Source organism: Tardiphaga sp. GW822-FHT04G09 (assembly GCF_058800725.1).
In genome coordinates, this window is the sequence record NZ_JBXAMO010000002.1 from 88,588 (window position 1) to 102,754 (window position 14,167).

General features: G+C 62.9%; 15 protein-coding genes. 6 read left to right on the top strand and 9 right to left on the bottom strand.

The annotated features are described in order from the left end of the window. Positions 1-9: 9 nt before the first annotated feature. Positions 10-1,806 (top strand): potassium/proton antiporter, encoded by a 1,797-nt coding sequence (locus AC1RLZ_RS04155; RefSeq protein ID WP_493187599.1) that lies wholly within the window; start codon positions 10-12, stop codon positions 1,804-1,806. Between the two features lie 5 nt (positions 1,807-1,811). Here the strand turns inward: AC1RLZ_RS04155 and modC are convergent, their stop codons facing one another. From modC to mepA, 6 genes are all read right to left on the bottom strand, one after another. Then, complete coding sequence (gene modC, locus AC1RLZ_RS04160; RefSeq protein ID WP_493187600.1) at positions 1,812-2,492, bottom strand: molybdenum ABC transporter ATP-binding protein; 681 nt, start codon at positions 2,490-2,492, stop codon at positions 1,812-1,814. 2 nt (positions 2,493-2,494) lie between these two features. After that, positions 2,495-3,190 carry a molybdate ABC transporter permease subunit gene (gene modB, locus AC1RLZ_RS04165; protein ID WP_371424151.1) on the bottom strand — a complete coding sequence of 232 codons (696 nt, stop codon included), beginning with the start codon at positions 3,188-3,190 and terminating at the stop codon, positions 2,495-2,497. Positions 3,191-3,193: 3 nt separating this feature from the next. After that, positions 3,194-3,979: a molybdate ABC transporter substrate-binding protein gene (modA, locus tag AC1RLZ_RS04170; RefSeq protein ID WP_493187601.1), complete on the bottom strand. Its 786-nt coding sequence runs from the start codon at positions 3,977-3,979 to the stop codon at positions 3,194-3,196. A 168-nt stretch (positions 3,980-4,147) separates the two neighbouring features. Beyond that, the gene (locus tag AC1RLZ_RS04175) at positions 4,148-4,648 is read right to left on the bottom strand and encodes a hypothetical protein (protein WP_493187602.1); all 501 of its coding nucleotides are present in this window, start codon (positions 4,646-4,648) and stop codon (positions 4,148-4,150) included. Continuing rightward, positions 4,648-4,857, bottom strand: a complete 210-nt coding sequence (locus tag AC1RLZ_RS04180) for a TOBE domain-containing protein (protein ID WP_068733852.1) — start codon at positions 4,855-4,857, stop codon at positions 4,648-4,650. Before AC1RLZ_RS04180 ends, AC1RLZ_RS04175 begins: the two co-directional genes overlap by 1 nt. 150 nt (positions 4,858-5,007) lie before the next feature. Beyond that, on the bottom strand, positions 5,008-5,943 hold the full coding sequence (gene mepA / locus AC1RLZ_RS04185; RefSeq protein WP_493187986.1) for a penicillin-insensitive murein endopeptidase: 936 nt from the start codon (positions 5,941-5,943) through the stop codon (positions 5,008-5,010). 378 nt (positions 5,944-6,321) lie between these two features. On the opposite strand from mepA, the gene AC1RLZ_RS04190 reads away from it, so the two are divergent. Further along, entirely contained in the window at positions 6,322-8,556 is a 2,235-nt protein-coding gene (locus AC1RLZ_RS04190; protein ID WP_371424154.1) for a putative bifunctional diguanylate cyclase/phosphodiesterase, read from the top strand. A gap of 158 nt (positions 8,557-8,714) precedes the next feature. Here the strand turns inward: AC1RLZ_RS04190 and AC1RLZ_RS04195 are convergent, their stop codons facing one another. Together AC1RLZ_RS04195 and AC1RLZ_RS04200 are read right to left on the bottom strand one after the other, a co-directional pair. Then, on the bottom strand, positions 8,715-8,897 hold the full coding sequence (locus AC1RLZ_RS04195) for a YegP family protein (RefSeq protein ID WP_493187603.1): 183 nt from the start codon (positions 8,895-8,897) through the stop codon (positions 8,715-8,717). Positions 8,898-9,412: 515 nt separating this feature from the next. Continuing rightward, positions 9,413-9,952 carry a DUF6428 family protein gene (locus tag AC1RLZ_RS04200; RefSeq protein WP_493187604.1) on the bottom strand — a complete coding sequence of 180 codons (540 nt, stop codon included), beginning with the start codon at positions 9,950-9,952 and terminating at the stop codon, positions 9,413-9,415. A gap of 42 nt (positions 9,953-9,994) precedes the next feature. On the opposite strand from AC1RLZ_RS04200, the gene AC1RLZ_RS04205 reads away from it, so the two are divergent. The 4 genes from AC1RLZ_RS04205 to AC1RLZ_RS04220 are packed head-to-tail and all read left to right on the top strand — an operon-like array spanning position 9,995 to position 13,078. Continuing rightward, positions 9,995-10,348: an ArsR/SmtB family transcription factor gene (locus tag AC1RLZ_RS04205; RefSeq protein ID WP_371424158.1), complete on the top strand. Its 354-nt coding sequence runs from the start codon at positions 9,995-9,997 to the stop codon at positions 10,346-10,348. Further along, positions 10,341-10,793 (top strand): arsenate reductase (glutaredoxin), encoded by a 453-nt coding sequence (gene arsC / locus AC1RLZ_RS04210; RefSeq protein WP_371424159.1) that lies wholly within the window; start codon positions 10,341-10,343, stop codon positions 10,791-10,793. The genes AC1RLZ_RS04205 and arsC overlap by 8 nt, the downstream gene beginning before the upstream one ends. Positions 10,794-10,824: 31 nt before the next feature. Next, positions 10,825-11,856 (top strand): ACR3 family arsenite efflux transporter, encoded by a 1,032-nt coding sequence (arsB, locus tag AC1RLZ_RS04215; protein ID WP_493187987.1) that lies wholly within the window; start codon positions 10,825-10,827, stop codon positions 11,854-11,856. Position 11,857: 1 nt separating this feature from the next. Continuing rightward, positions 11,858-13,078 carry an MFS transporter gene (locus AC1RLZ_RS04220; RefSeq protein WP_493187605.1) on the top strand — a complete coding sequence of 407 codons (1,221 nt, stop codon included), beginning with the start codon at positions 11,858-11,860 and terminating at the stop codon, positions 13,076-13,078. Positions 13,079-13,186: 108 nt separating this feature from the next. On the opposite strand, the gene AC1RLZ_RS04225 is transcribed toward AC1RLZ_RS04220, so the two are convergent. Continuing rightward, positions 13,187-14,164: a Bug family tripartite tricarboxylate transporter substrate binding protein gene (locus AC1RLZ_RS04225; protein ID WP_493187606.1), complete on the bottom strand. Its 978-nt coding sequence runs from the start codon at positions 14,162-14,164 to the stop codon at positions 13,187-13,189. Positions 14,165-14,167: the final 3 nt, after the last annotated feature.

Here is a 14,167-nt window from a genome sequence, read left to right on the forward strand (position 1 = left end):
CGGAGCCTCATGGCGTCACTTGACTCAGTCAGCATTGCTATCCTTCTCGGCGCAGTTCTGGTCATGGCCGGCATTCTGTCCAGCCTGCTTGCGCTTCGCTTTGGCGCGCCCTTGCTGCTGTTCTTCCTGTTTATCGGCATGGCGGCGGGCGAAGCGGGCCCTGGTGGGCTGCGGTTCGACGATGTCCGTACGACCTATGTGGTCGGCTCGGTTGCACTGGCGCTGATCCTGTTCGACGGCGGGTTGAAGACACGGTTTCAGGCCATTCGCGCGGTGCTGGCCCCGTCGATGGTGCTGGCCACGATTGGCGTGTTGCTGACTGCGTTGATCACGGCACCTGTCGCCAAATATGCCCTCGACCTGAACTGGACCCAGGCGCTGCTGACCGGCGCTGTCGTGGCTTCCACCGACGCAGCAGCCGTCTTCCTGTTGGTCCATGCGCAAGGCCTGCGCCTGCGGCCGAGGGTTGGTGCGACGCTCGAAGTCGAGTCCGGCACGAACGATCCGTTCGCCGTCTTCCTGACCCTGACGCTCGTCAAGCTTCTGTCGTTGGGCGACGCCTCGGCCGGCCATGTGGCATTGGAATTTGTTCAGGAGGCCGTGCTGGGCACGCTGATCGGCGTTGTCGGCGGGCGGCTAGTGGTCCTGGCCATGAACCGCGTGGCCCTGCCGCAGGGGTTGCATGCGCCCTTCGTCTGTACCGCGGCTTTGGTGATCTTTGGGCTGGCTCAGATCGCTCACGCCTCGGGCTTTCTGGCGGTTTATCTCGCCGGCATCATCATCGGCAATCAGCCGACGCGGGCGCACAATTCCGTGGTGACGTTCCTCGACGCGGCGACGTGGCTGGCGCAGATCGTGATGTTCGTCATGCTCGGCCTGCTGGTGTCGCCGGAACGGCTGGTGGGCAGCATCCTTCCCGCGGTCGGCGTTGCCCTGGCTCTGATGCTTGTGGCGCGTCCGGTTGCCGTGTTCCTGTGTTTGCAGCCATTCCGCTTCAACTGGCGCGAAAAGGTGTTCGTGTCGTGGGTCGGCCTGCGCGGCGCAGTGGCGATCTTCCTCGCCTCGATTCCGATGCTGGTCGGTTTGCCCAAGGCGCCGCTGTATTTCGACGTCGCTTTCGTGGTCGTGATCATCTCGCTGCTGTTCCAGGGATGGACGCTGGCTTTTGCTGCCCGGAAGCTCCATGTCGCTCTGCCGCGCACCGACAGGGGGCCGCGCCGTATCGAACTCGATTTGCCAGGTCAGCTCGAACAGCAGCTGGTCGGCTATGCCGTGCGCCCGAAGAGCCTCTACCTGAAGCGCAACCTCATTCCGTCGTGGTCGAAGCCGACGCTGGTCATTCGCGATGAGCGCATCCTGACGCCGGCCGAAGCTGCGCCGGTCGAGGCGGGCGACTACGTCTATCTGCTGGCGCCACCGGAAAAGGCCGAGGCGCTGGATCGCTTCTTTGTCGATATGCCACCTAGCACGGCACCGGATCCGCATTTGCTCGGCGACTTCGTGGTGCCGGGTGAAACGACTCTTGGCGATCTTGCTGCGGTCTACGGCATTGCCGTCGATCCGCGGCAGGCGGGACTGACGCTGGCTGATTATTTCGACATCCATCTCGATCATGCGCCGACGGTCGGTGCTGCCTTGCCGATAGACAGCATCGATCTCGTCGCGCGCAGTCTTGGTGGCGGACGCGTCAATGTGGTCGGTCTGCGACTGCCCGAAGACGAGGAGCCTGCGCCGCCGAAGTTGACGCGGGCGCAATTCATCAAGAGCAAGCTGAAGCGAAGCTGGACCGCGCTGTCTGGCGCCTGATTGGCTCAGCTCGCGGGGATGATGCGCGGCAGGATATCAGGGCCACCGAAAGCTGCGACGCGGCCACGCCTCAGCATCACCACATGTGTTGCAAGCTGGCGCATCTCGTCGGCATCGTGGCTGACGAAGACCATCGGCACATCGCCTTCATCGCGCAGTCGCTTGAGATAGGGCAGGATCTCGGCCTTGCGCTCCTCGTCGAGCGCTCCCATCGGTTCGTCGAGCAACAGCAGCCGCGGTCGCGATAGCAGTGCGCGCCCCAGCGCCACACGCTGGCCTTCGCCGCCTGACAGGCCGCCGGGACGGCGATCGAGCAGGTGTCCGATGTCCAGCATCTCGGTGATGCGCGTTTCCTCGGCGGGATCGCGTGTGAGCCGATTCATCCGGCGTCCGTAGTCGAGGTTCTGCGCGACGCTCAGATGCGGAAACAGTCGCGCATCCTGAAACACATAGCCGATGCGACGCCGATACGGCGGGACGTGAATGCGCGCGCTGCCATCATAGAGCACTGCGTTGTCCACGGTGATGATGCCGCGGTCCGGCTGCACAAGGCCTGCGATCATGCTGACCAGCGAGGTCTTGCCCGCGCCCGAGGAGCCGAACAGGCCTGTCACGCGGCCTTCGCTGGTAAAAGCGACGTCGACCGAAAATTCGCCGAGTTGTTTGAAGACATCAACGCGCAGCACGATCAGTGTCCATGCAGCCGTTGCGTCGCGCGGCGCGCGAACCATTCCGAGGCGATCAGCGCCAGTACGGCGATGCCGATGGAGATCATCACCAGACGCGAGGCGGCTGCGTCGCCATCGGGAGTCTGGATCAGCGAATAGATCGCGGAGGAAATCGTCTGGGTCTCGCCGGGAATGTTCGAGACGAAAGTGATCGTGGCGCCGAATTCGCCGATGGCCTTGGCAAAGCCGAGCACCATGCCGGCCAAAACACCGGGCAGCGCCAGCGGCAGCGTCACGGTTGCAAATACCTTCCAGGGCGATGCGCCGAGCGTGCTCGACGCCTGTTCGAGCCGCCGGTCAACCGCTTCAATCGAGAGCCGGATCGGCCGCACCAGCAGAGGGAACGACATCACGCCGCATGCGAGCGCGGCACCCGTCCAGCGAAAGGCGAAGACGATGCCGAGATGTTCGGCGAGCCAGGCGCCGAGAAGGCCGCGTTTGCCGAGCAGCAGCAGCAGCAGATAGCCGGTGACGACGGGCGGCAGCACCAGTGGCAGATAGATTATGGCGTCGATGATCGGCTTGCCCCAGAAGTCACGCCGCGCGAGCAGCCACGCGACCCCGATTCCGATCGGCGTCGAGATCAATGTCGCGATCACGGCGACCCTGATTGAAAGCAGGATCGCCGTCCATTCCTGAGGTGAAATGTCGGACACGTGTCAGGACGTCGGCTTGATCAGGAATGTGAAGCCGTACTTCTCAAGAACCATCTTTGCGGCCGATGACTTCAGAAAGGCCAGATAGTCGGCGGCTTCAGTCTTCGCGGTCGTTGTCGCGGCGATCGGATAGATGATCGCCGGATGCGAGTCCGCCGGGAAGGTGCCGATGATCTTCACGCCGGGATCGATCTTGGCGTCGGTCGCATAGACGATGCCGAGCGGGGCTTCGCCGCGCGACACCAGCGTCAGCGCGGCGCGCACGCTCTCGGCCATCGCGAATTTCGACTCGGCGGCGGTCCAGCTACCAAGCTTCTCAAGTGCGGCCTTGGCATATTTGCCGACCGGAACGGATTTCACATCGCCGGTGGCGATCTTGCCGTCGCCGGCGAGCTTGGCGAGATCGAAGCCCTGATCGATCGTCACCTTGTCGAGCTTGGAGTCCCTGGCGGCGATCAGCACGATGCTGTTGCCGAGCAGGTTCACACGGGTCGACTCGTTGATGTTCTTCTTGCCGATGGCATAGTCCATCCAGTCGGTGTCGGCGGACACGAAGACGTCAGCCGGAGCGCCCTGTTCGATCTGCTTGGCGAGCGCCGAGCTCGCGGCATAGCTGGCGGTGATCTTGACGCCGGTCTTGGCGGTGTAAGCGGCATCGAGTTCGTCGAGGGCATTCTTCATCGAAGCCGCGGCGAACACCGTCAGGGCTTTGTCCTGCGCTTGGGCAGGCGTGAGGGTCGATCCGAGCAGGATCGAGAACGCAGCGAAAAGTCCGGCAAATCGATTCATGGGGCGCTCCATGCGTGAGCGCAGCGCAAAGTGCGCGCAACTCAGGCGTTGGTTGGGACATGCGACAGGCGGAAGCGCCATTCCGGCAATCCCGGGGACTTACGATCGTCCGGGATATCGCAGGGCAACAATAACAGGCTGATTAAGGGGGTAAAGACCCCCAAGGATCTACTCGGATGGCAGCACGGCCATGCTGATGCTGTTTTCGGTCACGCCGCTGATCTGAATCACGAAGGGGCCTGCCGCAAGATCGTATTTCATGGTCTTGCGAATGCCGGCACAGTCGGTCGCGCTGCTGAACTCCATCGGCTTCAGTATCTCGCCATCCTGCACCACATCGACCCAGGCGCCGACCGAAAGGCTGATCGTATAGGCGCCGGCCTTGGGCGCTTTCTGGAAGCGCGTAAAGCCTGCAAATGTGCCGTCTTTCGGCTTTCGCTCCGGCGATGTCGGCAACTTGGCATCTGCAGGCGTCTTTAGATCAAGGGTCACTGCAGAGGGAATCGCGAGGTCGGCGCCTGAGACAATCTTGGGACGATCCTGCGCTGTCAGTGCGGCGCGCTCCTTGTCGATCGGCCACTTGAACTTGTCACAGCCGCTTGGCTCGGCAGCCCATGCAGGCACCGAACCGAGCAGCGTGAGCGCGACAATCAGACGCGAAACCATCATCAATCCACCGCGATCATGACGTCGGAGGCCTTCACCACCACGATGCACTTGCCGCCGGCCTTGAGCGCCAGGTCGTCAACGGCTTCGTTGGTAATCGAGGAAGTCACGATCTGGCCGCCGCCGATATCGACGCGGACATGCGATGTGGTGGCGCCCTTGGTGACTTCGAGGACAGTACCCTTGATCTGGTTGCGTGCACTGATGCGCATGTTGGATCTCGCGGATTGGGCCGGGCGGCTGACAGCCGCAGCCGATATGGAAGGAGTTCGGGAGATACTCCCGTTTCGATCGTCCGCTTACGGCACAACGATGGCGTGTTCTAACCCGGATTTACGACGGCGCGATAGCCAATCGGCCGATCACGGTGCCGTCAGGACCTGCCTGCAGGCGGCCGGCATTTCTGCGAGGGTCATCGGCGGTTTCGGCTTGGGCGGAACCGGCGGCGGCTTCGGGTGCAGCACGGCATCGCTGAACCAGTAAGCCAGATCACCGGCGCTGCAGCCTTCGCTCTCGTTCGGTGGTGGCTGGGATTCGCATTCGGTGCTGCCGACCGGGCATTTGATGCGGACATGGAAATGATAGTCATGGCCGTACATCGGCCGCACCTTCGACAACCAGCGGCGGTCGCCCTTGGCCTCGCGGCACAGCGCCTTCTTGATGGCGGCGTTGACGAAGATGCGCTCCACGCTGGGCTCCAGCGCTGCAGCGCGGATCACCGGCAGATGGGTCGGCGTCCAGGCGGTCGGATCGATGTCGAGCCGGTCGCGCCGCACCATCATCACCGCCGACATCTCCTCGCGCTCGTTGCGCGAGAGCTGGCGGTTCGGCATTGGCGTCAGCCAGATATCGGCATCGAGCCCGACCTGATGACTGGCATGGCCAGTGATCATCGGCCCGCCGCGCGGCTGCGACATGTCACCGACCAGGATGCCGGGCCAGCCCGCATTCTTGTTGGCCTTGACCGATAGCCGCTCCAGCAGCTCCACCAGTTGCGGATGCGCCCAGTTGCGATTGCGCGACAGCCGCATCACCTGCCAGGTCGGTCCGTTGATCGGCAACGCTTCGGCGCCCGCGATACAGCCCTTGGCGTAGAAGCCGACTACGCGCACAGGCGATTTTGTCGGCAGCACCTTGCGGCCGAACAATTCCTTGGCGCCGATGCTCGGGTCGTTCGGGTTGACCAGCGGCGGCAGCGGTCTCGGATCGACGCTGCCTTTGGTCTGTGCCAACGCCAGCGGCGCTGAAACGATGACGGCTAGCAACGATATGAGGCTGAGAATCAGGCGAAGGCTCATGCCGTAACTATAACTGAAGCTGTCGATCAGGTGAGTGGCCTGCGGCACACATGTTCTTAACTCGTTGGTAACCATATCCGACGCTGGCGCTTTTTTTTGCGTTTGGGCTTGCCGTCCGGGTGCTTGCCGCCGGTCTAGTCATTTTATGAGCGTTTCGTGCCGGTTGCGTCGCTCACTTGGCGGGGATGATCGCGCATGCCCCTCTGACAGATAGAGGTGGCTAACCCTAGGCCTACAGCCTTTGCCTGTTGTGAAGGCACCGGATGTGTACAGGCGCGCAGCGTAAACGGTAATCGTTGCTGCCGAGCGGGCATTGATACCGTTTTTTCAGACACTTCTTGCACAGATTGTCACACGCGCGTTGCGAGTGGATCATTGATGCCGAAGTTCCGGCCCGAAGCGAAGAAGAAAGCGAAAGCCGGACTGACGTCTCGGATCACCCGGTCGAGCCGGGCAATGGCGGCTGCGCCGAAATTGGCGCCGAAAAAGGGTCTTGTCAGCGGTGCCATCCGCGAGATCGTGCGTCAGCGGGCCCAGGCCGAGGCCGCGATCGCGGAAGCCCGCAAGTCCCATGAACGCCTGCGCGAGGCGATCGATATCCTGCCGCAGGGCATTGTGTTTCTCGATCCAGACGGGCGCTACATCCTCTGGAATAAAAAATACGCGGAAATCTACAACCGCAGCTCGGATCAGTTCGTGCCGGGCGCGCGGTTGCAGGACACGATCCGTGTCGGCGTCGAGCGCGGCGATTATCCGGAAGCCATCGGCCGTGAGGACGAATGGATCGCGGAGCGTGTCGCCAAGCTGTTCCATCCGGGCGAGCGCCACGAGCAGGTTCTGGCCGATGGTCGCGTGATCCTGATCGAAGAGCGGCTCACTGAAGATGGCGGCGTCGTCGGTCTGCGCGTCGATATCACCGAATTGAAGCAGCGCGAGGCGTCGTTCCGTCTGCTGTTCGAGAGCAATCCGGTGCCGATGATCGTCTGCGCGCTCGACGATGAGCGCATCCTCAGCGTCAACGATTCCGCGATCGAACATTACGGCTATACACGCCCGGAATTTGAGAAACTGACCATCCGCCAGTTGCAGGCCTTCGAGGCCGAGCCGCCCTGGGTTGGCGATCATGCCAATGACGAGCAGGCTGCGCGAACGTGGAAACACGTCAAGGCCGATGGCTCGCTGATCGATCTAGCAATCTATTCGCGCAACCTCGTCTATAACGAGGAGCCGGCCGTGATGCTGGCGCTGATGGACATCACGGAGCGCAAGCGCGCCGAGATGCGCCTCGCTTTCATGGCGCATCACGATGGTCTCACCGGCCTGCCGAACCGCAACCTGCTGCGCCAGCGGCTTGACGAGATTCTCGCGCATACACGGCGCAGCGGCGAGAAGGTCGCCGTTTTGTTTCTCGGTCTCGACAATTTCAAGGGCGTCAACGACACGCTCGGCCACGGCATAGGCGACAAGCTGCTGCGCGGCGTGGCGCGGCGGCTACGTTCGTTGCTGCGCGAGGAAGACGCGCTGGCACGGCTGAACTCCGACGAATTCGCCATCATCCAGACCGGCATCAATCGTCCCGAGGATGTGGTGCTGCTGGCGCGCCGATTACTCGACGCCGTCGGCGAGACCTACCTGCTCGATGGTCACTCGGTGGTCATCGGCGCCAGCATCGGCATTGCGATGGCGCCGAGCGACGGCGACGAATCCGAGCGGCTGCTCAAGAACGCCGACATGGCGCTGTCGCGCGCCAAGAACGATTCACGCGGCACCTTCAGCTTCTTCGAATCCGGCATGGATGCTCGCGCACAGGCGCGCCGCAAGATCGAGATCGATCTGCGTGCCGCGATTCAGGAGGATCAATTGCGGCCATTCTATCAACCGCTGATTGATCTCAAGACCGGACGCATCACGGGCTGCGAGGCGCTGGTGCGCTGGCCGCATGCGGAACGCGGCATGATCTCGCCGGCGGATTTCATCCCCGTGGCGGAAGACACGGGCCTGATCAATGCGCTCGGCACGCAGATCCTGCGCCGCGCCTGCAACGAGGCTGCGCGCTGGCCCGATGAAGTACGCGTCGCGGTCAATCTGTCGCCGCTGCAGTTCCGCGTCGGTAATCTGCTGTCGGTGGTGATGGATGCGCTGAAGCATTCGGGCCTGCCGCCGCGGCGGCTTGAGCTTGAGATCACCGAGACGCTGCTGCTGGAAAAGAGCAACCAGGTGCTGGCAACCCTGCATGCACTGCGCGCGCTCGGCGTGCGCATCTCGATGGACGATTTCGGCACCGGCTATTCATCGCTCAGCTATCTCAGAAGCTTTCCGTTCGACAAGATCAAGATCGATCAGTCTTTCGTGCGCGATCTCGGCTCCAACCGTGATGCGCAGGCGATTGTCCGCTCGATCATCAGCCTCGGCATGGGCCTCGGTGTCACCATCACGGCCGAAGGCGTCGAGACCGAATCCGAACTCGCCTGCCTGCGCAGCGAAGGCTGCCATGAAGGACAGGGCTTCCTGTTCAGCCGTGCCCGGCCCAATGACGAGATTGTCGAGCTGCTGAGGGCTCAGGCCTGTGCCGCGCCTGATGCCGAACTATCGGTGCGTGCGCAGGTCGCGTGATCTGCAGGGGCAAGTCACGCCGGCCGAGCGGATTTACGTTTGTTCAGATGATCGATGAGCGCCAACGCGATGCAGTGTGAAATTCCGGCGCGAGGTCGTTCCTCACAGCTGGAAAACCCGGCGCGCAGCCGGGTCCAGTCGCGCGCGTGATAGTCAAGCTATTTCGTCTGGTCCTCGATCGTGGCGCCGGGCGAATGCGCCTTGATGGAGTCAATCGCGCTGGTGGCCGAGCCCTTCTGTTTGTAGCCTTGGGAGCCGAACATTTCCTCGCCGTTCGGTGCCCTGAATCGAAACCGGAATTCGCCCGCCTTGTCCTTATAAATCTCGAATTTATAGGCCATGGATGTCTCCTGCCGATGCGACGCGCCCGCCTGAATTGGAGAGCCCGCAAATCGTCCGTCCGGGTTGTGATTGAGTCAAGGCTCCGCCGCCCGGCGCAGTGGGCCACGGGCTGCCCCTGTCCCTGTTTCCCGTCCCGCGCTTGCGAGATCATGGAGCGCCGGGAGGCGCCAGGGGTTTGCGAGACCCCTTGAGGCTGGCCTTGCGAGGGCCTGCCTGCACGTCAGCACCTGCGGGATTGCGAGTCCCGCGGGAGAGACGCACGCGTTGCGACCTCGGCGAGGGTGCGAAGCCCGCCGAGCGAACGCTGCGCCTCCCGGCGCTCCACCAGCCGCGAGCCCGAACGCCGGGCCGCCGCTGCCGGTCAGGTTCACCGCGCGTCATGATCGCGCTGCCAACCGAACCGACAGATGAAGACATAATCCAGTAAAGGAATATAGTCAATATCGGCGCGGAGCATGACTGAAGTCGGCAAGGACGATCGGATATGCAGTTGATGCGTCCGAATTAACGATGCCTACGAACAACATGCGTCTTTGGATGATACCGGAGCGCAGCACGCGCTGGCCTTCTTCTGCTCCTCCAGCCAGCGGTCGCGCGGCTTGCAACTCGCCGGACGCGGAGCAAGCGCCACCGTGAGATTGTCACCCTCCAAGCGTGGTGTATCCGCGCAGTGTAGTTGCATCGGCGCGACGCCATCGCTCACTTCGAAGGTCAACCGCGCATTGGCATCGAGAGCGACATGGTCGGAGACTTTCCGGATGATGGCCGCGAACTTTCCCGCGGTCATATGTGTCCGGTCGCCTTCGACAATGTCCCACAACTGCACGAAGATCTCCGACCATGCTTCGGGATTGCCGCCGCAGTCGAGGGCGGAAAAGGCTCCCGCCTTGACCTCGGTGACGTGATAGCCGGGCCGAATGCTGTTCCCGCCATAGGAGAAAACCAGAGGTCGCTCCGGCGCCGCATCGCAGGCGGCGAGGAGTGCCCCGATGCTGATGTCGTCGGTGGTGATCTGTGGCGAAGGCGGATTTTCCGGCTTGGCAAGGTCCAGCATCGATGTTACTCCATTATTCTATAATTTTAGGATTATTGAAATATGGAAGAACGTCAAGCCCTGTCGGCTTTCGCAGCTCTGTCCCAAGAGACGCGACTTCGCATCGTGCGCCTGCTGGTGCAGGCCGGTCCCGCCGGGATGCCGGCCGGCGCAATCGCGGAGGCTGCGGGCGTGTCGGCCTCGAATGTGTCCTTCCATCTGAAGGAGCTAACCCAGGCCGGCCTTGCCAGCGCCAAGCGCGAAGCCCGGTCGATTGTCTACACGGCCGATTACGACGCGCTGTCGGGCCTTATCCAGTTTCTGATGCGGGATTGCTGCGCGGGGCATCCGGACATCTGTATGCCAGCCACGGCGTCCGCATGCACGTCGGATGGCAAGGAGCTGTCACGTGCCTGATAGTGTCGACGTCATCATCTACCACAACCCGGATTGCGGCACCTCGCGCAACACGCTGGCGATGATCCGCAATGCCGGCATTGAGCCGCACATCATCGAGTATCTGAAGACGCCGCCGTCGCGGGTCATGCTCGTTCAATTGCTCGCGCGCGCCGGCATGTCGGTGCGCGACGTCCTGCGTGAGAAGGGAACGCCCTATGCCGAACTGGGCCTCTCCGACACCAGTCTGACCGACGCGCAACTCCTCGACGCCATCGAAGCCCATCCGATCCTGATGAACCGCCCCATCGTGGTCTCCGCGCTGGGCGTGAGACTCTGCCGGCCATCCGAAGCGGTTCTGGACATTATGCCCACTCCGCAGCTTGGAGCATTCTCGAAAGAGGACGGCGACCGGGTCGTGGATGCGAGCGGCCAGCGGATCGCAGGACAACGTCATGACCAGTGAAGTCATCGGCAGGCCGGTTTCCACTCCGGCGATGGGCTTGTTCGAGCGCTATCTCACGATCTGGGTCGGTCTCTGCATCGTCGTCGGCATTCTGCTGGGGCGATGGATGCCGGCCGCTTTCCATGCGCTCGGCGCGGCGGAGATTGCACAGGTCAATCTGCCGGTGGCTGTCCTGGTTTGGCTGATGATCATTCCCATGCTGCTCAAGGTGGACCTCGGAGCGCTCGGTAACGTTGGCGCACACTGGCGCGGCATTGCCGCGACCGTCGGAATCAACTGGCTGGTGAAGCCGTTCTCGATGGCGCTGCTCGCCTGGCTGTTCATCGGCCATCTGTTCAGGCCGTATCTGCCCGCGGACCAGATCGACAGCTATACGGCTGGTCTCATCCTGCTTGCCGCCGCGCCTTGTACGGCGATGGTGTTTGTCTGGTCGAATCTGGTCGATGGCGAGCCGAACTTCACGCTTGGACAGGTCGCGCTCAACGACACCATCATGGTGGTTGCCTTCGCTCCGATCGTCGGCCTTCTGCTCGGACTATCATCCATCATCGTGCCTTGGGGCACGTTGCTGTTGTCCGTCCTGCTCTACATCATCGTGCCTGTGGCGATCGCGCAACTCTGGCGGCGCGCATTGTTGGCAAGGGGAGGCGAGGCGGCGCTATCGCAGGCACTGTCGCTGCTCGGCCCGGTATCGCTGGTCGCGCTGCTCCTAACTTTGGTGCTGTTGTTCGGTCTGCAGGGCGAGCAGATCACCCGGCAGCCGCTGGTCATTGCGCTGCTCGCCGTGCCGATCCTGATCCAGGTCTATTTCAATGCCGGTCTCGCCTACTGGCTCAACCGCCGCCTCGGCGTCGCCTGGTGCGTGGCCGGCCCTTCCGCCCTGATCGGCGCATCGAACTTCTTCGAGCTGGCCGTGGCCGCGGCGATCGCACTGTTCGGTTTTCAGTCGGGCGCGGCACTGGCAACGGTCGTCGGCGTTCTGATCGAGGTGCCGGTGATGCTCTCCGTGGTTCACATCGTGAAAGCGACTCGGGACTGGTACGAGCGGGGAGCCGCGAACTGAGGTGACCGTCGTTCGTTGGCAAGTCGTATCCGCGCTCGGTACGACGCAGACACTGGCTTGGGCTTCTAGCTACTACGTTCCGGCCGTGTTCGCGGATCCCATTTGCGACGATCTGCATCTGTCCCGGACGTGGTTCTTCGCCATGTTCTCCGTGGCGCTGCTGGTGTCGGGTTTGCTCGGCCCGCTCGCCGGCCGCATAATTGACCGCAGCGGCGGCCGGGATGTACTTGCGGCCACCAATCTGACGTTTGCGGCGGGGCTGGCCTTGCTTGCGGTCGCAACGGGGCCGATCACGCTGGCCCTGGCCTGGCTGGTCATCGGCGCCGGCATGGGTTTCGGCCTCTACGAGGCTGCGTTCGCGACGGTTGCGGGATTGTGGGGGCGGCAGGCCCGCAGTGCGATCACCGGCATCACCCTGTTCGCGGGCTTTGCGAGCACCATCGGCTGGCCGCTCAGCGCTGCGATGATCGATGCCTTCGGCTGGCGCGGCGCCTGCTTCGCATGGGCCGCGTTGCATATCGTCGTCGGTTTGCCGCTCAACCGCTTTCTCGTTCCGAAGGCCTCGCCGCATGGGAATCTGGATGAGCCTGCCGTTCCCACATCAGGTATTCCATGGGCGATGATCGTTCTGGCCGGCGTCTTCGGCGCGACGTGGTTTGTCACCACCGCCTTTGCCGCTCACATGCCGCGCCTGCTGGAAGCGCTGGGGGCCACGCCGGCGCAGGCCGTGCTGGCGGGGGCCCTGATGGGACCTGCGCAAGTCGCAGCCCGGATCGGGGAATTCGGTCTGCTCAGAAATGCGTCGGCGATGATATCTGCGCGTCTTGCCGCGGGTCTGCATCCCGTCGGCGCCGGATTGCTGATCCTGTTCGGAGCACCAGTCGCGCTGCCATTTGCCCTTCTGCACGGCGCCGGCAATGGCCTGTTCACGATCGCGCGCGGAACGCTTCCGCTGGCCATGTTCGGTGCTGTCGGATACGGCATGAGAACCGGCTGGCTAGCCGCTCCGGCGCGCATCCTGCAGGGCGCAGCGCCGTTGCTGTTCGGCCTTCTACTGGATCACGGTGGCCCGCGCGTCGCGCTGGCGCTCACAGGCGGGCTGACGTCGCTTTCGTTCCTGGCGCTCTTTTGGTTGAGGGCTCCGGTGGCGAAGCCGGCTGTGCCTTCCGGCGCTCCACCAGCGGCCGTCCGAATAACCGGGCGGCCGCTGCAGTCTGATTGATGCTCGGCGTCATGAGCATGCGGCAATCGAGCAGGCGAGAGTCCTGATGGTTCGATTCAGGACTCAAGCCGATAGAGGCCGAAGCTCCGCAGACGCGACGAAGATGTCCTAGTTGGAAATCTTCGTCTTTGCGCGCTTCACGATATTTTCCATCCGCGCGGAGTCCTTTGCGATTGTCGCTCCGAACGCGTCGGGTTGATCTGCGATCACCGTCAAACCAAGGCCTTCCAGACGGGCGGAGACTGACGCATCGCGCAACGCCTCCACGATCGACTTGTTGAGCTTCTCGATGACGTCCTTCGGGGTCGCCGATGGGGCGACAAAGCCGTACCAGTTGCCCGCCAGAAGGTCAGGCGATCCTGCCTGCGGCGCCGTCGGCACATCTGGCAGCTGCTTGCTTGGTTCCGATGCGGTCACCACGATCGGCCTCAGCGTCCCGCTTTGCACCTGCTGGACGGTATTCGACAGGTTGTCGCACATCATGGATACCTGACCACCGATCACATCCTGAAGTGCGGGAGCTGCGCCCTGATACGGGATGTGAACCGCATCAACGCCTTCGAGCACCTTCAGCGTCTCGCCGCACAGGTGGCTCGTGCTGCCGTTGCCGGCGGAAGCAAATGTCAGCTTGCCCGGCTCGGCTTTGGCCAGCGCCACCAATTCCTTCAGCGAGCTTGCCTTGACCGACGGATTGACGACGAGGATGTTTGGTGTCGAAGCGCCATTGGTGATCGGTGTGAAATCCTTTTCAGAATTATAGGCGGGCTTTTCATAGATCCACGGATTGATCGCCATCATGCCTGTCGTCGCGAGCAGAATCGTATAGCCATCCGCCGGCGAAGCGGCGACGCGAGCCGCCCCGATCGAGCCGTTGGCGCCACCGCGGTTCTCGATGATCACGGTGACGCCGAGCGACTTCGACATCAGCGGAGCCACCAGTCGTGGAATCGCGTCCGCCGTGCTTCCAGCCGGGTAGGGGACCACGATCGTGATCATTTTTTCCGGAAAGCCGGCCGCTGCCGCGCCGTGTACGCCCAAGGCGACAGGCGCTACCAGCGCCGCCAAAAGAAACGTCGTCCACTTCATCCG

What these genes read in the sequence shown, in the direction of transcription:
- AC1RLZ_RS04155 (WP_493187599.1), top strand. Translation starts at nt 10, where the DNA reads ATGGCGTCACTTGACTCAGTCAGCATTGCTATCCTTCTCGGCGCAGTT.
- modA (WP_493187601.1), bottom strand. Translation starts at nt 3,979, where the DNA reads ATGAATCGATTTGCCGGACTTTTCGCTGCGTTCTCGATCCTGCTCGGA.
- AC1RLZ_RS04175 (WP_493187602.1), bottom strand. Translation starts at nt 4,648, where the DNA reads ATGATGGTTTCGCGTCTGATTGTCGCGCTCACGCTGCTCGGTTCGGTG.
- AC1RLZ_RS04180 (WP_068733852.1), bottom strand. Translation starts at nt 4,857, where the DNA reads ATGCGCATCAGTGCACGCAACCAGATCAAGGGTACTGTCCTCGAAGTC.
- mepA (WP_493187986.1), bottom strand. Translation starts at nt 5,943, where the DNA reads ATGAGCCTTCGCCTGATTCTCAGCCTCATATCGTTGCTAGCCGTCATC.
- AC1RLZ_RS04190 (WP_371424154.1), top strand. Translation starts at nt 6,322, where the DNA reads ATGCCGAAGTTCCGGCCCGAAGCGAAGAAGAAAGCGAAAGCCGGACTG.
- AC1RLZ_RS04195 (WP_493187603.1), bottom strand. Translation starts at nt 8,897, where the DNA reads ATGGCCTATAAATTCGAGATTTATAAGGACAAGGCGGGCGAATTCCGG.
- AC1RLZ_RS04200 (WP_493187604.1), bottom strand. Translation starts at nt 9,952, where the DNA reads ATGCTGGACCTTGCCAAGCCGGAAAATCCGCCTTCGCCACAGATCACC.
- AC1RLZ_RS04205 (WP_371424158.1), top strand. Translation starts at nt 9,995, where the DNA reads ATGGAAGAACGTCAAGCCCTGTCGGCTTTCGCAGCTCTGTCCCAAGAG.
- arsB (WP_493187987.1), top strand. Translation starts at nt 10,825, where the DNA reads ATGGGCTTGTTCGAGCGCTATCTCACGATCTGGGTCGGTCTCTGCATC.
- AC1RLZ_RS04225 (WP_493187606.1), bottom strand. Translation starts at nt 14,164, where the DNA reads ATGAAGTGGACGACGTTTCTTTTGGCGGCGCTGGTAGCGCCTGTCGCC.